Genomic DNA, 20649 nt, shown 5'->3' on the forward strand with positions numbered 1-20649 from the left:
GCCGCAGCGGCTACAATGCCGCCCCTCTTTTTTATCGCCAGCACCGGAACCGCCGTGAGCAAAGAACCCGATCGCCTATTCGCCCAGCCTCTGGCCCAAGTGCCCGACTTCGCCTTCAACGAAGATGTGGTGCGAGTCTTCCCGGACATGATCAAGCGCTCGGTACCCGGCTACCCGACCATCGTCGAGAACCTCGGGGTCCTGGCGGCGCAGTTCGCCCAGCCCAACAGCGTGCTCTACGACCTCGGCGCCTCCCTCGGAGCGGTGACCCAGGCCCTGCGTCGCCATGTGCGCAGCGACGGCTGCCGGGTGATCGCCGTGGACAACTCGGCGGCCATGGTCGAGCGCTGCCGGGAGTACCTCAACGGCCAGGACTCGATGTTCCAGGAGTTGCTGCCCGTGCAGGTGATCGAGGGTGACATCCTGGCCCTGGACTTCCAGCCGGCCTCGGTGGTGGCGATGAACTTCACCTTGCAGTTCATCGCCCCTGAACAGCGCCAGGCACTGCTGACGCGCATCCGTCAGGCACTGCTGCCCGGCGGCGCCCTGATCCTCTCGGAAAAGCTGCGCTTCAACGACGCCCAGGAGCATGAGCTGCTCACCGACCTGCACGTCGCCTTCAAGCGCGCCAACGGCTACAGCGAGTTGGAGATCGCCCAGAAACGCAGTGCCATCGAGAATGTCATGAAGCCCGACAGCCTCGAGGAACACCGCGAGCGCCTGCTGGCCGCCGGTTTCTCGAAAGTCGTGCCGTGGTTCCAATGTCTTAACTTTGCTTCGTTGATTGCCCTGCCATGATCGATCTATCCCCCCTGGCCCGCCATCTGGTGGGCACTCCCCTGGCCGTCTGGGCCCAGGGCCTGCAAGCGCAACTCGATGCCAAGATGGAAAAGGGCCATGGCGACCTGGCCCGCTGGCAAAGTGCCCTGGACGCCCTGCCGGACGTGCGCCCCAGTAAAATCGACTTGCTCAACGGCCTGGTCCTGGACACTGATTGCGACACCGCGACCCGCGAGCGGATGCGCACTGCCCTGATGGGCCTGAGCCCTTGGCGCAAGGGCCCGTTCGACCTGTTCGGCGTGCATGTGGATACCGAATGGCGCTCGGACTGGAAGTGGTCGCGGGTCGCGCCGCACCTTGACCTGCAAGGCAAGCGCATCCTCGATGTCGGTTGCGGCAATGGCTACTACATGTGGCGCATGCTCGGCGCTGGCGCCGACAGCGTGATCGGCGTCGATCCGAATTGGCTGTTCTTCTGCCAGTTCCAGGCGGTGCAGCGCTACCTGGAACAACCCAAGGCCTGGCACCTGCCGTTCCCCTTCGAGGACCTGCCGTCGAATCTCGAAGGGTTCGACACCGTGTTCTCCATGGGGGTGTTCTACCACCGCCGCTCGCCCATCGAGCACCTGCTGGCGCTCAAGGACTGCCTGGTCAAGGGGGGCGAACTGGTGCTGGAGACCCTGGTGGTCGAAGGCGACCAGCAGCAGGTACTGGTGCCGGAAGACCGCTACGCACAGATGCGCAACGTGTGGTTCCTGCCGTCGGTACCGGCCCTGGAGCTGTGGCTGCGGCGCGCCGGGTTCAGCGACGTGCGCTGCGTGGATGTCAGCCTGACCAGCGTGCAGGAACAGCGGGCCACCGAGTGGATGAAGTACCAGTCCCTGAGCGACTTCCTCGACCCCGACGACCACAGCAAGACCATCGAAGGCCTGCCGGCGCCGATGCGCGCCGTGATCGTCGCCAGGAAATGAATCCCCCGTATCCATAGGATGCGAGACTGGCCCGCGATAGCGATATCGAACATCAAGCCCGATTCAAGGTGAGCATGCCCGGGCTGATGTCATCGCGAGCAAGCTTCGCTCCTGCAGGAGTGGTGTTCAGTCGCGGCTGGCCCGCCGCGCCTTGAAGAACTCGCTGAGCACCGTGCCGCACTCCTCGGCCAGTACCCCGCCCTCGTACAGCACCCGGTGGTTGAGAAACCCCTGGGTGAAGAACTGTCCCTGGCTCTGCACGATGCCCGCCTTGGGCTCCAAAGCACCGTAGACCACCCGCGCGATGCGCGAATGGACGATCAGCCCGGCACACATGCTGCAGGGCTCCAGGGTGACGTACAGGGTACTGCCCGGCAGGCGGTAGTTGCTCACTGCCTGGGCCGCGGCGCGAATGGCCACCATCTCGGCATGGGCGCTGGGGTCGCTACCGCTGATCGGGCAGTTGTAGCCGCGACCGATGACCTGCCCATCGAGCACCAGCACCGCACCCACGGGAACCTCCCCGAGGGCGGCCCCCTGGGTAGCCAGGGCCAGGGCCTCGCGCATGAACTCCTGGTCGCGGCTGCGATCGATGATCGACGCCGGGCGAATCTGGCGCATCACACCACCTCGATCGCGGCCATCAGGCCGGTTTCCATGTGGTCGATCACATGGCAATGGAACATCCAGGTGCCCGGGTTATCGGCCACCAGCGCCACCTGGGCGCGTTCGTTCTTGCCCAGCAGGTAGGTGTCGGTGAACCAGGGCTCGACGATCTTGCGGCGATTGGAAGCGATCACCTTGAAGCTCATGCCGTGCAGGTGGATCGGGTGCTGGTACTGGGTCATGTTCTTGAGTTCGAAGATGTAGCTCTTGCCCTTCTTCAAGGTGGCGATCGGGCGATCGGCGCAGGTCTTGTCGGTGATATCCCAGGCCTGGCCGTTGATCTGCCACAGGCTCGGCGGCTTGCCATTCTCGGTATTCACCGAGACCTTGCCGGCCCACTCGAAATTGAAGTTGAGCTTCTCGGCCTTTTCCAGGTCAGGTTCGGCGATGGGGTTGGCCGGCAGCGCCTTGGGCCAGTCGCCCGGGGCTTCGCTGCTGGCTACCGAGCGCAGAGTGCCCAGGCGCACGAAACCATCGCGCAGGGAAATCTCCTCGCCCGCCTCGGGAATGCGAATGGCCAGGCAGATGCGCATGCCCGGTCCCAGCCAATAATCGTCGTCCAGCGGGCGCGGGGTGATCGGGTTGCCGTCGAGGGCGTAGATCATCGCCTCGCAGTTGCCCTTGAGGTTCAGGCGATAGGTCCAGGTGTTGTCCAGGTTCAGCAGGCGCACCCGCACCACCTGCCCGGCCGGCAGCTCGGTCACCGCCTCGGCCTGGCCGTTGATGGTGATCAGGCGCCCCGCGGTGCCATTGCGCGCGGCCTCGCGCGGTACGCTGAAGGGCATCCAGGCGCCCTGCTCGTCCACGTGCCAGGTCTTCAGGCTCAGGGTGCGCTCATGCTTGAAGCCGGTCGGCTCGCGCTCCTCGACGATCAGCGGGCCCACCAGCCCCCGCCCCAGCTCTTCGGAGCTGCTGACGTGGGGGTGGTACCAGTAGCTGCCGGCATCCGGCACGCGGAATTTGTAGTCGAAGAATTCGCCCGGCTTGACCGGCAGTTGCGAGACGTAGGGCACGCCGTCCATTTCCAGCGGCAGGCGGATGCCGTGCCAATGAATGGTGGTTTCTACCGGCAGGTGGTTGATGAAACGCACCCGCAACCAGGTGCCCTGGCGAACCCGCAATTCTGTGCCCGGCGCCGACGGCCCGAAAGCCCAGGCCTGGGTCTTGAAACCCGCTACCAGTTCGACATCCAACGGAGCGGCGATCAGCTCGTAGTCGTGCCCGGCATTGTCGTCCGCAACCTTGCCCAGCCAGTATCGCGACGCACCGCCGGCGCCCACGCCAACCACCACCAGACCGGCCAGACCACCGAGTATTTGTCGACGGGTAAAGGACATGGACTCAACTACCTCACGTATCTGCCGCGGACCCGGGCCCGCAAAAAGGCGAATACGATACACCCGCAGTTGAGAAACAGTAAGGCCGGCGCGGCGACGGGACGCAGATGCAGGGCCGTGGCTGCGCTCAGTCGCGCAACCCCAACAACAGGTGCACCACGCCGCCCGCCAGGGGCATCACCGCCGGCACCCCTGCCCTTTGCAGGGCAGTGCTGTCGAGCAATTGCGGGTCATGCAGCTCCAGGCGCAACCGGGTCAGGGCCAGCCATTGCTGGCTCTTGATATTGGCATGTCCGCCCAATGCCGCCAGCGTCGGTTCATCCAGGGCATGACCTCCAGCCTTGGGCGCTTTCGGCTGGTCGGGCACCAGGTCCGGGGTCAGGGCTTTCCAGAACGCCCGCTGTAGTTTCTCGAACATCTTCAGTTCTCCAGGACCGGTGAGTGAGCAGCAAGCGGCTGGCGGTGCAGGCATTCACGCACCTGGGCAGCATCCTCCAGATCGACGATACGCGCGGCCAGCGCCTGGCACTGGACCAGGTCCAGCTCCCGCACCCGGGCCTTGATGGCCGGGATCAGCGGCACGCTCACCGACAACTCATCCACCCCCAGGCCCAGCAACAGCGGCACCGCAAGGGTTTCAGAAGCCAGCGCACCGCACACACCGACCCACTTGCCGTGGGCATGGGCAGCCCGGACCGTGGTGGCGATCAGGCGCAGCACCGCCGGGTGGAAGCTGTCGGCCTGGCTGGCCAGGCGCGGGTGATCGCGGTCCATGGCCAGGGTGTACTGGGTCAGGTCGTTGGTACCGATGGAGAAGAAATCCACCTCCGGGGCAAAGCGATCCGCCAGCAACGCCGCCGACGGTACCTCGATCATGATTCCCAGCTTGGGCGATTGCGCGAGCCCCAGGGCCTGGACCTCCTGCTCCAGCAACTGGCGCGCCTGGCGCAGCTCCGCGAGCTGGCTGACCATCGGCAACATGATGTGCAAGCGGGCCTGCCCGGCACTGGCCAGGATCGCCCGGAATTGCTCCTGCAACAGCTCCGGACGCGCCAGGCACAGGCGAATGCCGCGCAGGCCGAGAAAGGGGTTGGCCTCGCTGTCCATCGGTACATAGGCCAGGGGTTTGTCGCCGCCCACATCCAGGGTCCGCACCACCAGGTTGCGTTCGGGCCCCAGGGCCTGGGCGATGGCCTGATAAGTAGCTGCCTGTTCCTGCGGGCTCGGCGCCTGGGTACGGTCCTGGTAGAGAAACTCCGAACGCAACAGGCCGACACCATCGCCCCCCAGGCTGACGGCCTGCTCGGCCTCCGCCAGGCAGGCAATGTTGGCCGTGACCTCAAGGTGATGACCATCGAGGGTTACCGCCGGCAGCGCCGCCTGGGCCAGGTCCCGGTGCTGGCGCTGGCGTTGTTGTTCGCGCTGGGTAGCCAATTGCCGCAGCAACTGCGGCTCCGGGTCCCGGTGCAGTTCGCCACGGTCGGCATCCAGCAGTACCGGCGTACCGTCGGCCAGTGACAGTACCTGGGGCGACAGGCCACAGAGCGCCGGCAGCCCCAGGGCTCGGGCCAGGATCGCCACATGGCTGGTGGCGCCGCCGCCCACGGTGACAAAACCCAGCACCCTGGTGGTATCCAGGCTCGCGGTTTGCGAAGGGGTCAATTGCTCGGCCACCAGGATGGCCTGGTCCGGCAGGTCCAGGGCCTGTTCCTGCACGCCAAGAATCAGCTCCAATACCCGCTGGCCAACATCCGCCAGATCCACCGCACGCTCGGCCAAGAGGCTGCTGCCCAGGCTTTGGAACAGCTGGGCGGTGACCTCGATGGCGCGGTTCCAGGCAAAGGCGGCACTCTTGCCGCTGGCAATCAGCGACTCGGCCTGCTCCAGCAGGCTCGGGTCGTCCAGCAGCTCCTGGTGCGCGCGGAAGATGTTCTGTTGCGCTTCACCCGGGGCATCGTCCCGCAGCTGTTGCAGGGCACTGGCGGCCTGGCGCAGGGCCCGCGCCAGGACTTGGCGCTCCTGCTGCGGGTTGTCTGCCTGTTCAATGATCTGCAAACGCTGCGGCACCACCTGCAGTACCTGGCCGAAGGCCGAGCCCGGTGAAGCACAGACCCCACGCAGGATGGCCCCGGGTGCAGCATCCGATACAGCTGGGGATACGGCTTTGGGCAGCGCAGCGACCTGCTCCCCACAGCCGGAGGCCAGCAGCGCCACCAGGGCCTGGATCGCCTGCTCGGCATCCGCGCCCACGGCACTGACCTGCAAGGCATCGCCCTGGACCGTCTGCAACGCCATGATCGATACCAGGGACTTGGCGTTGGCCGAGTCGGTGCGCCGGTGCAGGCAGATGTTCGCGGCAAAACCCTTGGCAGCCTGGGCCAGCAAGGCCGCCGGGCGCGCATGCAGGCCCTGGGGGTTGCCCAGGATCAGCGGCTTGGAAAACAGCGCCTCACCCTCGGCCTCAGCGTCCTCGGCAGCGCCCAGGGCCGCTGGAGCGAGCTGCAGCAGCGGCTGGCCCTGCTCCACCAGCCGGCGATCGTCCACCAGCGTGGTCACCGGCTCGCCGCTGACCACCAGCATCAGGGTCAGCAGGCTGCGGGCATGCAGGGCCAGGTAGTCGGCGTCGAACTCGATCAGCGCCTGTCCCGCCACCACCTGCTGGCCTTCATGGACCAGGCAGGTGAATCCCTTGCCCGCCAGGTTCACCGTGTCCAGCCCGATGTGCATCAATACCTGCTGGCCCTGCTCGCCGGTAATGCTCACCGCATGGCCACTGTGCTGCAGGTTGCTGACCACCCCGGACAGGGGCGCGCAAAGGGTCTGGGAGGTTGGGTCGATGCACACGCCGTCGCCGATCACCCGGCTGGAGAACACCGGGTCCGGCACCTGCTCCAGGGGCAGCAGCACCCCGGACAGGGGCGCGAGCAATTGCAAGGGTTGGGTTATGGCCATGACGTCACCTGCTGTTGATTCCTTGAAGTGCCGATGGAGCGCGAGCCCCGACAGCATCGCTTATTTCCACCAGTACTCGACCTGCAAACCGACGTTCGCCCCATGTCGGGCGCTGCCGAACGCACCGCTGTCGGACAGCGCGGAGCCGGCCGCCAGTTGGTTGGCCGCACGCTGGGCCGCCTCGTTCCAGCTGGCATAGGTGTAATACAGGCGCACCTCGGGACGGGCCCAGAACTCCGGTCCCTTGGGCGACCAGGTCGGCGCGAAGGTGAACTTGCTGAGCTTGCGCGTGCCCCCGGGGGCCTCCACCTGATCGTGGCCGAACTCGGCCACCAGCTTGAACTGCTCGGTGATGGCATAGGCCGGACGCACGCCAAGGGAGATCCAGCTCTGGTCCTGGCCGTCGGGGCGAATGTCCTTCTGATAGACCGCCTCAAACTGACCGCCAAAGCGCGGGGTCAGTTGCCAGTCGAAAAACTCCACCAGGCGATAGCTCTTGTTGCTGTCATCCAGGTAGGAGTTGCCGGTATAGCCCAGGCCGGTGCCCGGGCCCTCGCCGTATTGCAGGGCGAGCTTGTTCTTGCCGCCCAGAAAATCCTGTTGCACATGCTGGGTGGTGATCGCCCAACCGTTGTGAGCACCACGGCGGTCGGGCTTTTCCAGGTAGCTCAGGCCCAGCTCCAACTCGCCGCCGGGATTGCTCTGGAAGCCGGCGACGTTGAAGTCATGACGGGTCACCGCCTGTTTCTGGTAGAGGTTGTCCTTGCGGGAAAAGGCATAGCTGTATTTCAGATCGCCGATGCGCACGTCCTCGACCCCACCGCCGGTGGCGCTCTGGTTCCAGTAGTAGAAGTCGGAAATATGGATGTCGTTACGCTTGTAGTAACGACGCCCGGCCCACAGCGAACCGCCATTGAGGCTGGGCAGCTTCGACCACTGGGCATACATCTGCGGCATGCGCGCCGAGCCGTTCTCCCCCTGGAAGGTCAGGTTGCGGTCGTAGCGGTTGTTGAGCGAGGCCATGCCATCGATGCTGAGCACCGAACCGTCCTCGAGGGTGTACAGGTCCTGGCGCAGCTCCAGCTCGGCGTACTGCTCGCACTCGTTGCCCAGGCGGTATTTGGATGGCGCGCCGGGAAGCTGGAAGCACGATTGCCCGCCACTGTTGACCGACGTGCCGAGGCCACTGCGCAGGTAGCCGGCAAACTCCAGGGCCTGGGCCGGATAAGGCAAGGCCAGGCACAGGCAGGACGCCGCCAAACCGCGATTGATCGTTGTTTTCATAAGCCACCCCATTATTTTTATTGTGATATCCGCAGGCGCCGGCAGGCCGGTGCGAGGCCCTGCGCGGGCTCCGGTACAGCGCAGGCCTGGCAAACGGCAAAAGCCACCTGGCTACTAGGTGTCGGCCAGGTACAGGACGAAGGACTCATAGGGCCGCAACAGCAACTGCCGGCTACGCACGGCATCGCCCAGGTAGTTGCTGATCAGCTGCCGCTGTTGCATGCCCGGCGCGATAATCTGCGGCGGCAATTGGACCTCGCACGGCGCGCCATAGAAGTTGTTCACCACCAGCAGGCGCTCGCCCTGCCCTTCGCGCACGTAGATCCAGAGCTGTGGGTGGTCGGGCAGCAATTGGCGGTAGATGCCGTGCTGGATCAACGCCTGTTCCCGACGCAAGGCGATCAGCCGACGATAGTGGTGCAACACCGACTGCGGGTCCTCTTGCTGCGCCTCGACATTGATCCGGTCGGCATTGGCCGCGACCTCGATCCAGGGCTCGGCGCTGCTGAAGCCGGCATTGGCCCCGGTATTCCATTGCATGGGTGTACGCCCGTTGTCCCGGGACTTCTGCTGGATCGCCGCCATGATCTGTTGCGGGTCTTCACCAGCCTCGCGCTTGAGGCGGTAGATGTTCAGGGTCTCGACGTCGCGGTATTGCTCGATGCGCTGGAAATGCGGATTGGTCATGCCCAGCTCTTCGCCCTGGTAGACGAAGGGCGTGCCCTGCAGCAGGTGCAAGGCGGTGGCCAGCATCTTCGCCGACACCGCCCGATGCTCGCCGTCATCGCCGAACCGCGATACCACCCGAGGCTGGTCGTGATTGCACCAGAACAACGCGTTCCAACCGCCACCAGCCTGCATGCCGCATTGCCAATCGGAAAGAATGCGCTTGAGCTCGAGGAAGTCGAAATCGGCCCGCAACCACTTCTGCTGGTTGGGGTAGTCCACCTTCAGGTGATGGAAGTTGAAGGTCATCGACAGCTCCTTCGACTCCGGGCTCGAGTAGCGGATGCAGTGCTCCAGGCGGGTGGAGGACATCTCGCCGACATTCACCAGGTCGTGGCCGGCGAACACCTCCCGATGCATCTCCTGCAGGTACTCATGGACGTTCGGGCCATCGGTATAGAAACGTCGGCCGTCGCTCTGGTCTTCGGGAAAATCCGCCGGCTTGGAGATCAGGTTGATCACATCCAGGCGAAAGCCGCCGACCCCCTTGTCCCGCCAGAAGCGCATCATCTTGAAGACTTCGGCGCGCACCTGGGGGTTGTCCCAGTTCAGATCGGCCTGGGTGTGATCGAACAGGTGCAGGTAGTACTGGCCGGTCTGCGCCTCGTACTCCCAGGCCGAGCCGCCGAACTTGGACTCCCAGTTGTTGGGCTTGTCGCGCCAGATGTAGAAGTCCCGGTAGGGGTTGTCCAGGCTGCTGCGGGCCTGCTGGAACCAGCTGTGCTCGATGGAGGTGTGGTTGACCACGATGTCGAGCATCAACTTGATGCCGCGCTTGCCGGCCTGCTCGATCAACAGTTCGCAGTCGGCCATGCTGCCGTAGCTGGGATCGATGGCGTAGTAGTCGCTGATGTCATAGCCGTTGTCGCGCTGCGGCGAGCGCAGGAACGGGGTCAGCCACAGGCAGTCGACCCCCAGCCAGTGCAGGTAGTCGAGCTTGTCTACCACGCCCAGCAGGTCACCGGTGGCCTGTCCTGAGTGGCTGTGAAAACTTTTCGGGTAGATCTGGTAGATCACCGAGCGCTGCCAGTCTTGCATGGGAAATTCCTTTGGAAAGTGCACAAGCATTCACCGCCCCCTGTTGGGCCGGTCAGGCCACTCGGTAACCGGGACGGATGATCTTCAGGCTCAGGCCGCAAGTGAGGACGAAGGGCACTACCAGCGCCACGACCATGCCCACGACGAACATCGGGATGTATTGGGGAATGATCGAGATGAACCCCGGCAACCCACCGACGCCGATGGCCGAGGCCTGGACCTTGTTCAGCGAAAGAAAGACGCTGCCCAGGGCCGAACCGGTCAGCGCGGCGTAGAACGGAAACTTGTAGCGCAGGTTGACCCCGAACATCGCCGGTTCGGTGATGCCGAAATAAGACGAGATCGCCGAGGTCGAGGCCATGCTGCGGTCCCGGGCGTTACGGCTCATGGTGAATACCGCCAGGGCGGCACTGCCCTGGGCCAGGTTGGACATGACGATCATCGGCCAGATGAAGGTGCCGCCCTGGGTAGAGATCAGTTGCAGGTCGACCGCCAGGAACATGTGGTGCATACCGGTGATCACCAGTGGCGCATAGAGCAGGCCGAAGATCGCCCCGCCCACCATCGGCGCCAGCTCGAACAGCGTGACCACGCCCTCGGTGATCAGGATCCCCAGGTGGCGGGTCACCGGGCCAATGATCGCCAGGGCCAGCACCCCAGTGACCACGATGGTGGTGATGGGTACCACCAGCAAGGTAATGGCGTTGGGCACCCTCGCCCGCAGCCACTTCTCGATCACGCTCATCACGTAGGCGGCCAGCAGGATCGGCAGGATCTGCCCCTGGTAGCCGACCTTCTCGATCTGGAACAGGCCAAGGATGTCGAAGTACGGCAGGCTCTGGCCATCCAGGCCGGCCACGGCCTTGCCGTAGTTCCAGGCGTTGAGCAGGTCCGGGTGGACCAGCATCAGGCCCAGGACGATGCCGAGAATCTCGCTGCCGCCAAAGCGCTTGGCCGCCGACCAGCCCACCAGGGCCGGCAGGAACACGAAGGAGGTGTTGGCCATCAGGTTGATCAGGCTCCACAACCCGTCCAGGTCCGGATGGGCCTCAAGCAAGGTCTTGCCTTCGATGAACATGCCCTTGGCAGCCAGCAGGTTGTTCACCCCCATCAACAGCCCGGCGATGATCAGGGCCGGCAGGATCGGCATGAACACGTCGGAGAAGACCCGCACCAGGCGCTGCATGGCGTGGGCCTTCTGCGCGCCCTTGTGCTTCACATCGGCAATGGTCGAGACGGCAAGGCCGGTCTGCTCGCGCAACGCCGCGTAGACCTTTTCCACCTCGCCGGGGCCGATCACGACCTGGAACAGGCCACCGGTGAAGAACGAGCCCTTGACCAGGTCGATCTGGTTGAGCGTGGCGCTGTCGACCCGGCTTGGGTCCTTCAGGGCCAGGCGCAGGCGCGTCACGCAATGGGCCGCCTGCTCGAGGTTGTCGGCGCCACCGAGGCTGTGCAGCAACTCGCTGGCGATCGTTGAATAGTCGTGGCTCATGCTCGTTCTTCCACCTGAGATTCTTGTTATTGGCAGCACGCCGGAGAGGAAAGCTACTCGTCTGTACGAGTTAAATCAACAACTCGTACAGACGAGTTTGTTTTTTCTTCGGGTCTCCCCACCAGATCCGCCTTCCAGGCTCGCTAGAGCCTGCGTCAGGCGCATGGACAAATGCCCCGCCCAGCCCTTAAGGTGCCTGCCTTGAGCACCGTCCGGCACAGAGCCATCCCATGAGCAAATACAACCGGATCTATAGCGATCTGCTTGCCAGCATCACCACCGAACGCCTGGAACGCGGCGCCCGCCTGCCCTCGGAAACCGAACTGATGGACAGCTACCAGGCCAGCCGCGGCACTGTACGCAAGGCCATCGAACTGCTGCAGGAACGCGGTTTCGCGCAGAAAGTCCATGGCAAGGGCACCTTCGTGCTCTCGTCCGCTCCCATCGAGTTCCAGCTGGGTGGCATCGTCAGTTTCCAGGAAACCTATCCACGGCTGGGGGACGACGTCAGCACCGAGGTGGTGGAGTTCAGCCAGTTTCCTCTCGAAGGATCGCTGCGGGCGCACCTGCTGGCAGAAGAAGGCAGCCTGGTCACCCGGATCAAGCGGGTACGGCGAATCGACGGCAAGCGGGTGATCCTCGACATCAACCACTTCGTCGCGGAGCTGATTCCCGGGCTGGACCGGCAAATCGCCGAACATTCGATCTACGCCTATATCGAACAGACCCTGCAACTGAACATCAGCTACGCCCAACGCACCATCGAGGCCAGCCCGCGCAGCAAGGACGACCAGCAGTTGCTCGACCTGGACGGCCAGAGCCATGTGATCGTGGTCAGCAACCAGACCTTTCTCCAGGACGGCCGGCAGTTCGAGTACACCGAATCACGCCATACCCTGGACAAGTTCTACTTCTCCGATATTGCGCGGCGCTGAGCCGGCGAGCGTAGCGCCAGGAGCCCGGCCAAAGGCCAATCGAGCCAACACGGCACAATGGCGCCGGCGCCGTAGACTCAACTCAGCAAACATTGCAAGGAACAGCGATGAAACGACCGTCTCTGGCTGCAAAGATCACCTCAGGCCTGGCCGGGTGGCACCAGCTTCAAACCGCCCAGAACCTCAACGACCTTTCCGGAGAAGACACCGCCCGGTCCGTCGTTGCCCAGATTATCAACGCACAGGGGCAGTTTCTTCCGGCTACCAGCCAGTTACCGGCCAATTGGGGAACAACCAAGAAACGGGTAGACATTGCCCTGTTGGGGCGCTCGTCCGGAGCCGTTGTCTGGTACGGCGCAATCGAAGTCAAATGGCCACGATCCACCACCGATACGCATCAAATCCGCCAGAACATTGTCCAGGATGCAATGCGCCTGGCGTTCATCACCACCCAGGGAATAGGAGCCAAGTTTCTTGTATTAGGGGGTGGGGCCGGCGATATCACCAAGCTGTTCGACACACCTCATCCGAATGCAAGCAACCGGGAAACTCGTCGGCAGGCCTTTACTGACCTGTTCTCGCGAGACTTGAGACAGCCTGATGGCCACCTCACATTTGACGACTGGTCCGTAGCGTTTCCTGACGCGGGCGATCGAGTGCCCTCCACAACCTTCAATGGATTCAATGGCAAACTGAAAACCGAACTTGTCGCTCTTAGCCAAGCGGCAATAGGTAGCAGCACCGTGGGCTCGGTGTTCGTTTGGCAATGCAGTCGAACTCGCGGTACCGCTCCTGCAAGGGCAGGTAATCAGCGCCCATGAATCTTGTGCTCAAGCATTTGCGGGCATCCATCAAGGATATTCATGAACCATCACGAAGCGTTCAAGGCACACCTGGGCAGTCTCCCGGACTGCGCTGAACTTCTACGGGTATGCAGAAGCTACAAGACCGCCGACAACTGTTATGCCTTTGAACTCAATGGCCGTCTGAAGGCAGGCCTGCCAATCGATAAGTTCATCGATGACCTGCCGCACCTGCAGAAACTCATCTGCGCTACCCCCACCAGCACTCTCACCTTGTTTCGAATGACATCCGGCTTCGAGTTTTCAGTGCCATTACTCCAGGCACTCGAAGGTCATTTCACGTACCAGGCCTTTATGTCGACTACGAGCGATAAACAGGTGTTGCGCAGGTTTATCCCGCCATCTGCTGCTCCGCTGGTTCTGGAGATCGAGTGCCCACCGGGCACTGCGCTCGCTCCCCTCGACTTTTTCCCTGGAATCAGTGAAAGCGAATATCTCCTGGGCTGCGGAACAACATTCCAGATAACGTCCAAACCACGAGTCTTGAGCCCGGAAGAAGCGAGCGAATACGCTCCCGGGCAAAATGAAGTACACCTGATAAAACTCAAGATCCTCAAGAATCCACGCTATGTCGATACAGGCAGCCTGTTCCAGATCGATGCGTGACACAGCGGCTGCAAAGCCCCCGCCCGCATCTGGCAAAAAACTGACCAAGGCCTCTATCGAAGCCATTCAGCCTAGTAAAGCGATCAGTTCACCACTCGATGGCCCAATACGCAGCGACTCCTTGGCGACGTTCACTTGCTGGGCCACCCGCGCCACTTCGATCACCGGATGCTCGAGAGAATAACCGCCTCTGCTGTCCAGCCAGCTCAGGACCTCCGCCAGATGCCACAACGAGGCGCTGCCCTCATGAATCGCCAAGGGAAAACTCTCGGCATGGCCCAGCATCAACTTGCGCATGTTCTGCCGGGACACACCGACAATCTCCGCGATCTCGCTGAGGCCGACGAAATCCGGGCTGGCTTCCACCAAGCGGGCTTCGGGAATGATCCGCTTGATATCCCCCAGGGCACTGAGCAGTGCCGCTTCGGCACTCTCGGCCTCGCGACTGAACTCCAAGGCCAGCCGCCCGGCCAACCCGGTGCCTACCAGGACATCGGTGCAGTCCGCTGCGCCAAGGCGCTCCACCAGTTGCAGGAGGTCGCAATCTTCGGCCGGCAGCAGATAATTGAGGGTAAATAGGTACTCCATGGTCCTTACTCCTGTCGAGGTGCTGGGGGCTTGCCCCCACGCAGCTGGTTCAAGGTGCAGTTGTCGATCACCCGGCAAAGAGCCCGGGCATGCAGGGTCGGATTCTTAGGGGTGCTCCACACGCTGGTGATGCAGAACTCGCCACAACGACACACCTCGTTGTTGTACGGGCAGTAGATTCGGCCCCAGGCATGGCCACCGCCGACCTCAATGCGCCAGCCCTGCCATTCGGCGTAGCGCAGGGCCATTTCAACGTCCTTATTGGGATGAATTGCACGTGCCATCCGTAGCCTCCAGTATCGCCAGGAATACAAGGTTGTCAATTGACAACCAAGAGAATTCCGAACAAACCCGCTCAACGGATAAACCGCGACAGAAACAGCGGGGGAAGACTCAGAGTAGAGAAAAGCTCGGGACAACGCGCCAAACATGTCTTGCGTGATATTGCCGGACGGCTGCAAAGCCTAGTTTGCAAAAAACTCGCAACACAAATGCCGATAGCGCCACATGCACGTGCCCTTGAACGAAAATGGCGATCGGCCCCCAAAGGTTCCGATCGCCATTGTTTACCGCGAATGGATCAAGTGCCGATCACTTGGCGCCGATCATTCCCACTCGATGGTGGCTGGCGGCTTGCTCGACACGTCGTAGGTGACGCGGGAGATGCCTTCGATCTCGTTGATGATCCGGCCGCTGACGGTCTCCAGCAGCTCGTACGGCAGGTGCGCCCAACGAGCGGTCATGAAGTCCACGGTCTCTACCGCGCGCAGGGCCACGACCCAGGCGTAGCGACGACCGTCACCCACGACGCCCACCGACTTCACCGGCTGGAACACCACGAATGCCTGGCTGGTCTTGTGGTACCAGTCGGCCTTGCGCAGTTCTTCGATGAAGATGTGGTCGGCGCGACGCAGGATGTCGGCGTACTCCTTCTTCACTTCGCCGAGGATACGCACGCCCAGGCCCGGGCCCGGGAACGGGTGGCGATAGACCATGTCGTACGGCAGGCCCAGCTCCAGACCGATCTTGCGCACTTCGTCCTTGAACAGTTCGCGCAGCGGCTCGACCAGCTTGAGGTTCATTTCCTCCGGCAGGCCACCGACGTTGTGGTGCGACTTGATCACGTGGGCCTTGCCGCTCTTGGCGCCAGCCGATTCGATCACGTCGGGGTAGATGGTGCCCTGGGCGAGGAACTGGATGTTTTCCAGCTTGCTGGCCTGGGCATCGAACACGTCGATGAAGGTGCGACCGATGATCTTGCGCTTCTTCTCCGGATCGGCTTCACCGGCCAGGTTGTCCAGGAACTGCTTCTCGGCGTCGGCACGGATCACCCTGACGCCCATGTTCTCCTTGAACATGGCCATCACCTGGTCGCCTTCGTGCAGGCGCAGCAGGCCGTTGTCGACGAATACGCAGGTCAGCTGGTCGCCGATGGCGTGGTGCAGCAGCGCGGCAACCACCGAGGAGTCGACACCGCCGGACAGGCCCAGCAGGACGTTGGCCGAGCCCACTTGTGCACGGACCTGGGCAATGGCGTCCTCGACGATGTTCGATGCCGTCCACAGGGCCTCGCAGCCGCAGATGTCCCGGACGAAGCGCGAGAGGATGCGACCGCCTTGCTTGGTGTGGGTCACTTCCGGGTGGAACTGCACGCCGTAGTAGCCCAGGGCGTCGTCGAACATGCCGGCGATCGGGCAGCTCGGGGTGCTGGCCAGGATGTTGAAGTTGCCCGGCATCTGGGTGACCTTGTCGCCGTGGCTCATCCACACGTCCAGGCCCAGTACGCCGTCGTCGTCGACGTGGTCTTCGATGCCGTCCAGCAGGCGGCTCTTGCCGACCACGTCAACGCGGGCATAACCGAATTCGCGCAGTTCGGAACCTTCGACCTTGCCGCCCATTTGCTCGGCCATGGTCTGCATGCCGTAGCAGATGCCCAGCAGCGGGACCTTCAGGTCGAATACTGCCTGCGGTGCACGCGGGCTGTTGGCTTCGTGGACCGACTCCGGGCCACCGGCCAGGATGATGCCGCGCGGGTTGAATTCGCGGATCGCTTCATCGTCCATGTCGAACGGGTGCAGTTCGCAGTACACGCCGATCTCGCGCACGCGGCGGGCGATCAGTTGGGTGTACTGGGAACCGAAGTCGAGGATCAGGATGCGGTGAGCATGAATGTCGAGGGCCATGGTCAGTCTCGTCTAATTTCAGAAACGACACGGGGCTGAAAAACACAGCCCCGGTTACTAGATTCGTCGATCGCCTGCAGGCCTGGACCTGAAGGCGATCACTATCAACCTACGCGATAGTTAGGTGCTTCCTTGGTGATCTGCACGTCATGGACGTGGGATTCAGCCATGCCGGCACCGGTGATGCGTACGAACTCCGGCTTGGTGCGCATCTCGTCGATGGTCGCGCTGCCGGTGTAGCCCATGGAGGACCGCAGGCCGCCCATCAGCTGGTGGATGATCGCGGCCAGTGCGCCCTTGTAGGGAACGCGGCCTTCGATACCTTCCGGAACCAGCTTCTCGGCACCGGCCGAGGAGTCCTGGAAGTAGCGGTCCGAAGAGCCTTGCGCCTGTGCCATGGCACCCAGCGAGCCCATGCCGCGGTAGGCCTTGTAGGAACGGCCCTGGAACAGTTCGACCTCACCAGGAGCCTCTTCGGTACCGGCGAACATCGAACCCATCATCACGCAGGAAGCACCGGCGACGATGGCCTTGGACAGGTCGCCGGAGAAGCGGATACCGCCGTCGGCGATCAGTGGCACGCCAGTGCCTTCCAGTGCCGCTGCCACGTTGGCGATGGCGCTGATCTGCGGCACGCCGACACCGGCAACGATACGGGTGGTGCAGATCGAGCCTGGGCCAATACCGACCTTGACCGCATCGGCGCCAGCGTCGGCCAGGGCCTTGGCGGCGGCACCGGTGGCGATGTTGCCACCGATCACCTGCACTTGCGGGTAGTTCTCTTTCACCCAGCGAACGCGATCGATCACGCCCTTGGAATGGCCGTGGGCGGTATCCACTACCACCACGTCAACACCAGCAGCCACCAGGGCAGCAACACGCTCGCCGGTGTCCTTGCCGGTACCGACGGCGGCGCCGACGCGCAGGCGACCCTGGTCGTCCTTGCTGGCCAGCGGGTAGGCCTTGGCCTTCTCGATGTCGTTGACGGTCATCATGCCCTTGAGGACGAAGGCGTCATCGACGATCAGCACGCGCTCGATGCGGTGCTTGTGCAGCAGCTCGCGAACGGCGGACTTGTCGGCGACAGCCCCATCCTTGACGGTGACCAGGCGCTCTTTAGGCGTCATCACTTCGCGGACGCTGACTTCCAGGCGGCTTTCAAAACGCACGTCGCGGGAAGTCACGATGCCCACCAGGTCGCCGTTGTGCAGCACCGGCACGCCGGAGATGTTGTGGGTCTTGGTCAGGTCGAGCAGGTCGCGCACGGTGGCGTCGGCTTCGATGGTGATGGGGTCCTTGACCACACCGGCCTCGAAACGCTTGACCTTGCGCACTTCGGCAGCCTGCTGCTCGATGGTCATGTTCTTGTGGATGATGCCGATGCCGCCTTCCTGAGCCATGGCGATCGCCAGACGGGCTTCAGTGACGGTGTCCATGGCAGCGGAAACCAGTGGAATATTCAGCTCGATGCCACGGGTCAAACGGGTCTTTAGACTGACTTCGTTCGGCAGTACTTCGGAATAACCGGGCACTAAGAGGATGTCGTCGAAGGTGAGGGCTTCTTGGCTGATACGCAGCATCGCGGGGGCTCCCGGGCGGGAAAATGGAAGCGCGCCATTATACTCAGACAGCCTGCCGGGCTCAATGTAAAACTCGATCTAATATCGTTGGAGTGATGGATGGAGAGCGCCTGCCCTGCTGGCCAGAGCCCACCCGGCCAACCAGGCGCCCTCGCCAAGAATCTACAACTGGACCTTGATCCAGCTCATCGGCTGGTCCAGCCAGTCGGCGAACTCATCGATGAAGCTCTGCTTGAAGCCCGCCTCGGTCCAGTTGTTGAAGATGAAGCCCAGGTTGGAGAACCCGCACGGCTGGAGGAACAGGAAGCCGTTGATGTCGTCTTCATGGCCGCATTCGGGACAGGTGAAGTTGTCGGTGCGCCCGGGCATCCAGTCTTCCAGGCTTTCGAACAAGGCCTCGCCGACTTCCTGGCGACACTCGGCGCAGCCAGCCTCCTCGAGAAACCCCTTGGTCGGGGTATAGATGCAGCGCTTGGTGATGATCTCCAGGCCATTGACCGGCTCACCGAACGGCAGCGCCTCAGGGTGCAACACCACGTCCCGGGCACCTGGCGCGATGGCATGCCCCATGCGGTTACCGGTGCGCCCGCAAGTGGTCAGGGTTTCCTCGACGATATTCTTGCGTACCAGCCAACGCACGATGGCGCGGGCCCGGGGCTCATGCACCGGTAGCGTGGAGATTTTCGGGACGAGGATGCTTTGGGAGTTCATGGTCCAGCCTGGAGCGTCGAGGGACAGGGAAAACGCAGCGCCGGCGAGCCGGCCCCATCACCCAAGTGTAGAAGCCGGTTCGGCGACGAGCAGCGCCGAGGGCCGGCAGCTTAATCCCTGATCCTTGCAGGTCAAGCGCTCAAGTAACGGCCGATCAGGGCAATGCCACTGGCCAATACCAGCCAGGTCACCAGGCGCACGAAGGTTTCCCGGGACAGTTTCATCGCCAAGCGCCGGCCAATCCACAACCCCAACGCCATGGCCGGCAACAAGCACAGTGCCAGCAACAGCAGCGGCAGTTCGGCGTAGACCCCGGCCAGGGCGAACAGGCTCAGGCGTACCACCGTGCTGCAACTGATCAGCGCGCTCTGGGTCGCCCGGGCCGGGTCCTTGGGCAACCGGCTGTTCAGGTAGATCGCATAAAGGAAGCCGCCACTGCCGAACAAGGCACCGAACAGGCCGCCCACGATACCCATCGGCACCGACCAGCCGGCCGCCATCTGCGCCGGACGGGCTTTCACCCAGAGGGTGTAGATGGCATAGGCACAAATAAAAATCCCCATCAGCAGCAACAACACATCGGACTTGAGGTTGAGCAGGAAGATCACCCCCAGGGTGCAACCCACGGCCATGCACGGCAGCAGGCGCAGCAATTCGGGTTTGGCCACGTCCTTGCGCGAGGGCAAGAGGTTGCCGAAGGCGGCGATGAAATCCAGCAGCACCAGCAACGGCACGATCTTCGACAGGGGCATGAACAGGATCAGGATCGGCCCGGCCACCAGGGCCGTGCCGAAACCGGCGATACCGAACACGATGTAGGCCAGGGCAATGCCCAAGCCGATCGCCAGCCAGGCACCTGGCCCGAATGCCCACTGGTTCAATCCTTCAACGAAAAGACTCATTACTGCCACATCCTCGACCTTGTATCCCACGACTTTAGCCATAGGCGAGCCTTGCGACTAATATCGTCGAAGCCGCCCACTCATCGCAAAAAGGCATGACTTGTGATTTCAACCCGTCAACTGCGTTACTTCGTGGAAATCGCCGAATGCGGCAGCTTCAGCGCTGCGGCAGAACGCCTGTTCGTCGCCCAGTCGGCCCTGAGCCGGCAGATCAAGGAACTGGAAGGCCTGCTGCAAACCCCGCTGTTCGAGCGCACCGCACGCCTGCCGCGCCTGACGGCCGCCGGTGAAGCGTTCTTCCCCAAGGCCCGCAACCTGCTGACCGAACTGCACAAGGCCGGCGAGATGGCGACCCAGGTCGGCCAGGGGCAACTGGGGACCCTGCGCCTGAGCCATTCCAGCACCGTGCCCATGAGCGGGCGCCTGCTACGGGGGATCAGCCACTATCTACAGCAATGCCCCGGAGCCTCGATGGACATCGTCAAGCTGTCCTCCGAAGCGCAGTTGGAGGAACTGGCCGAGGGCCGCCTGGACGTCGGCCTGTTGCGCCTGCCAGTGTTGCGCCAACGCGAAGGCGTACAGGTCATCCCGTTGTTCAGCGAACCCTTGCTGGTGGCATTGCCTCCGGCGCACCCACTGGCGCTCGACCCACCGGCCAAGGGGGTCGACCTGGCGCAGCTGCGCGACGAAGCCTTTATCTCCATCCCCCATCCCCAGCGGGGCGGCTTGAGCTACCTGTCGGCCGAGTTATGCATGCGCCAGGGCTTCTTTCCCAAGGCGGCGCGGGTGATGTCGCGCAAGACCACCCAGTTGCAGCTGATCCAGGCCGGTTTCGGCATCGCCCTGCTCCCTGAGTCGATGCAGGACATCGCTCCGGCCAACATTCATTTCCTGCCCCTGGCCGATGGCGATTGCCAGAGCGTCATCGCCCTCGCCTGCCGTCAGGAACCGACACCATTGGTGGCACAATTCGTTAAGTATTTTCGCGACTACCTGTAAGCAATTTGCCTTGGCCCATTGGGAAACAGCCCT

19 protein-coding genes are annotated in these 20649 nt (G+C 63.1%); 6 read left to right on the plus strand and 13 right to left on the minus strand.

All coding sequences use genetic code 11. From position 1 onward, the window contains the following. Positions 1-54 precede the first annotated feature (54 nt). Together cmoA and cmoB are read left to right on the plus strand one after the other, a co-directional pair. Positions 55-798 (plus strand): carboxy-S-adenosyl-L-methionine synthase CmoA, encoded by a 744-nt coding sequence (cmoA, locus tag I9018_RS26010; protein ID WP_068584824.1) that lies wholly within the window; start codon positions 55-57, stop codon positions 796-798. Continuing rightward, complete coding sequence (gene cmoB, locus I9018_RS26015) at positions 795-1751, plus strand: tRNA 5-methoxyuridine(34)/uridine 5-oxyacetic acid(34) synthase CmoB (protein ID WP_068584817.1); 957 nt, start codon at positions 795-797, stop codon at positions 1749-1751. Before cmoA ends, cmoB begins: the two co-directional genes overlap by 4 nt. Positions 1752-1877: 126 nt before the next feature. On the opposite strand, the gene tadA is transcribed toward cmoB, so the two are convergent. The 7 genes from tadA to treP all read right to left on the minus strand — a co-directional run bounded on the left by tadA (position 1878) and on the right by treP (position 11249). Then, positions 1878-2372 (minus strand): tRNA adenosine(34) deaminase TadA, encoded by a 495-nt coding sequence (gene tadA, locus I9018_RS26020; protein WP_124347508.1) that lies wholly within the window; start codon positions 2370-2372, stop codon positions 1878-1880. Then, complete coding sequence (locus I9018_RS26025) at positions 2372-3754, minus strand: multicopper oxidase family protein (RefSeq protein ID WP_068584812.1); 1383 nt, start codon at positions 3752-3754, stop codon at positions 2372-2374. The genes tadA and I9018_RS26025 overlap by 1 nt, the downstream gene beginning before the upstream one ends. Positions 3755-3881: 127 nt before the next feature. Then, on the minus strand, positions 3882-4172 hold the full coding sequence (locus I9018_RS26030; RefSeq protein WP_068584808.1) for a PTS transporter subunit EIIB: 291 nt from the start codon (positions 4170-4172) through the stop codon (positions 3882-3884). A gap of 2 nt (positions 4173-4174) precedes the next feature. Further along, positions 4175-6706 (minus strand): phosphoenolpyruvate--protein phosphotransferase, encoded by a 2532-nt coding sequence (gene ptsP, locus I9018_RS26035; RefSeq protein WP_241107885.1) that lies wholly within the window; start codon positions 6704-6706, stop codon positions 4175-4177. 60 nt (positions 6707-6766) lie between these two features. Further along, on the minus strand, positions 6767-7990 hold the full coding sequence (locus I9018_RS26040) for a carbohydrate porin (protein WP_241107886.1): 1224 nt from the start codon (positions 7988-7990) through the stop codon (positions 6767-6769). 114 nt (positions 7991-8104) lie between these two features. After that, complete coding sequence (gene treC, locus I9018_RS26045; protein WP_241107887.1) at positions 8105-9754, minus strand: alpha,alpha-phosphotrehalase; 1650 nt, start codon at positions 9752-9754, stop codon at positions 8105-8107. A 52-nt stretch (positions 9755-9806) separates the two neighbouring features. Beyond that, entirely contained in the window at positions 9807-11249 is a 1443-nt protein-coding gene (gene treP / locus I9018_RS26050; protein WP_241107888.1) for a PTS system trehalose-specific EIIBC component, read from the minus strand. A gap of 230 nt (positions 11250-11479) precedes the next feature. On the opposite strand from treP, the gene treR reads away from it, so the two are divergent. The 3 genes from treR to I9018_RS26065 all read left to right on the plus strand — a co-directional run bounded on the left by treR (position 11480) and on the right by I9018_RS26065 (position 13653). Then, positions 11480-12184: a trehalose operon repressor gene (treR, locus tag I9018_RS26055; RefSeq protein WP_241107889.1), complete on the plus strand. Its 705-nt coding sequence runs from the start codon at positions 11480-11482 to the stop codon at positions 12182-12184. A gap of 107 nt (positions 12185-12291) precedes the next feature. After that, complete coding sequence (locus tag I9018_RS26060; protein ID WP_068584789.1) at positions 12292-13005, plus strand: hypothetical protein; 714 nt, start codon at positions 12292-12294, stop codon at positions 13003-13005. Between the two features lie 42 nt (positions 13006-13047). Further along, on the plus strand, positions 13048-13653 hold the full coding sequence (locus I9018_RS26065; RefSeq protein WP_241107890.1) for an ADP-ribosyltransferase: 606 nt from the start codon (positions 13048-13050) through the stop codon (positions 13651-13653). A gap of 66 nt (positions 13654-13719) precedes the next feature. On the opposite strand, the gene I9018_RS26070 is transcribed toward I9018_RS26065, so the two are convergent. The 6 genes from I9018_RS26070 to I9018_RS26095 all read right to left on the minus strand — a co-directional run bounded on the left by I9018_RS26070 (position 13720) and on the right by I9018_RS26095 (position 19617). Beyond that, positions 13720-14241: a DNA-binding protein gene (locus tag I9018_RS26070; protein WP_068584782.1), complete on the minus strand. Its 522-nt coding sequence runs from the start codon at positions 14239-14241 to the stop codon at positions 13720-13722. Positions 14242-14246: 5 nt separating this feature from the next. Continuing rightward, positions 14247-14525, minus strand: a complete 279-nt coding sequence (locus I9018_RS26075; protein ID WP_068584780.1) for a hypothetical protein — start codon at positions 14523-14525, stop codon at positions 14247-14249. A 321-nt stretch (positions 14526-14846) separates the two neighbouring features. Continuing rightward, positions 14847-16424, minus strand: a complete 1578-nt coding sequence (gene guaA, locus I9018_RS26080) for a glutamine-hydrolyzing GMP synthase (RefSeq protein ID WP_241107891.1) — start codon at positions 16422-16424, stop codon at positions 14847-14849. A gap of 104 nt (positions 16425-16528) precedes the next feature. Further along, on the minus strand, positions 16529-18004 hold the full coding sequence (gene guaB, locus I9018_RS26085) for an IMP dehydrogenase (RefSeq protein WP_022640682.1): 1476 nt from the start codon (positions 18002-18004) through the stop codon (positions 16529-16531). Between the two features lie 162 nt (positions 18005-18166). Beyond that, complete coding sequence (locus I9018_RS26090) at positions 18167-18715, minus strand: sugar ABC transporter ATPase (protein WP_068584777.1); 549 nt, start codon at positions 18713-18715, stop codon at positions 18167-18169. A gap of 131 nt (positions 18716-18846) precedes the next feature. Next, positions 18847-19617 (minus strand): sulfite exporter TauE/SafE family protein, encoded by a 771-nt coding sequence (locus tag I9018_RS26095; RefSeq protein ID WP_241107892.1) that lies wholly within the window; start codon positions 19615-19617, stop codon positions 18847-18849. 102 nt (positions 19618-19719) lie between these two features. Here I9018_RS26095 and I9018_RS26100 point away from each other — a divergent pair, with 102 nt between their 5' ends. Then, the gene (locus I9018_RS26100) at positions 19720-20616 is read left to right on the plus strand and encodes a LysR family transcriptional regulator (RefSeq protein WP_241107893.1); all 897 of its coding nucleotides are present in this window, start codon (positions 19720-19722) and stop codon (positions 20614-20616) included. Positions 20617-20649 lie beyond the last annotated feature (33 nt).

It is taken from the genome of Pseudomonas sp. MPFS (genome assembly GCF_022537035.1).
GTDB lineage: Bacteria > Pseudomonadota > Gammaproteobacteria > Pseudomonadales > Pseudomonadaceae > Aquipseudomonas > Aquipseudomonas sessilinigenes.

What these genes read in the sequence shown, in the direction of transcription:
- cmoB (WP_068584817.1), top strand. Translation starts at nt 795, where the DNA reads ATGATCGATCTATCCCCCCTGGCCCGCCATCTGGTGGGCACTCCCCTG.
- I9018_RS26040 (WP_241107886.1), bottom strand. Translation starts at nt 7,990, where the DNA reads ATGAAAACAACGATCAATCGCGGTTTGGCGGCGTCCTGCCTGTGCCTG.
- I9018_RS26060 (WP_068584789.1), top strand. Translation starts at nt 12,292, where the DNA reads ATGAAACGACCGTCTCTGGCTGCAAAGATCACCTCAGGCCTGGCCGGG.
- I9018_RS26095 (WP_241107892.1), bottom strand. Translation starts at nt 19,617, where the DNA reads ATGAGTCTTTTCGTTGAAGGATTGAACCAGTGGGCATTCGGGCCAGGT.
- treP (WP_241107888.1), bottom strand. Translation starts at nt 11,249, where the DNA reads ATGAGCCACGACTATTCAACGATCGCCAGCGAGTTGCTGCACAGCCTC.
- I9018_RS26090 (WP_068584777.1), bottom strand. Translation starts at nt 18,715, where the DNA reads ATGAACTCCCAAAGCATCCTCGTCCCGAAAATCTCCACGCTACCGGTG.
- ptsP (WP_241107885.1), bottom strand. Translation starts at nt 6,706, where the DNA reads ATGGCCATAACCCAACCCTTGCAATTGCTCGCGCCCCTGTCCGGGGTG.
- I9018_RS26070 (WP_068584782.1), bottom strand. Translation starts at nt 14,241, where the DNA reads ATGGAGTACCTATTTACCCTCAATTATCTGCTGCCGGCCGAAGATTGC.
- treR (WP_241107889.1), top strand. Translation starts at nt 11,480, where the DNA reads ATGAGCAAATACAACCGGATCTATAGCGATCTGCTTGCCAGCATCACC.
- tadA (WP_124347508.1), bottom strand. Translation starts at nt 2,372, where the DNA reads ATGCGCCAGATTCGCCCGGCGTCGATCATCGATCGCAGCCGCGACCAG.
- I9018_RS26025 (WP_068584812.1), bottom strand. Translation starts at nt 3,754, where the DNA reads ATGTCCTTTACCCGTCGACAAATACTCGGTGGTCTGGCCGGTCTGGTG.
- guaB (WP_022640682.1), bottom strand. Translation starts at nt 18,004, where the DNA reads ATGCTGCGTATCAGCCAAGAAGCCCTCACCTTCGACGACATCCTCTTA.
- I9018_RS26075 (WP_068584780.1), bottom strand. Translation starts at nt 14,525, where the DNA reads ATGGCACGTGCAATTCATCCCAATAAGGACGTTGAAATGGCCCTGCGC.
- guaA (WP_241107891.1), bottom strand. Translation starts at nt 16,424, where the DNA reads ATGGCCCTCGACATTCATGCTCACCGCATCCTGATCCTCGACTTCGGT.
- I9018_RS26030 (WP_068584808.1), bottom strand. Translation starts at nt 4,172, where the DNA reads ATGTTCGAGAAACTACAGCGGGCGTTCTGGAAAGCCCTGACCCCGGAC.
- I9018_RS26065 (WP_241107890.1), top strand. Translation starts at nt 13,048, where the DNA reads ATGAACCATCACGAAGCGTTCAAGGCACACCTGGGCAGTCTCCCGGAC.
- treC (WP_241107887.1), bottom strand. Translation starts at nt 9,754, where the DNA reads ATGCAAGACTGGCAGCGCTCGGTGATCTACCAGATCTACCCGAAAAGT.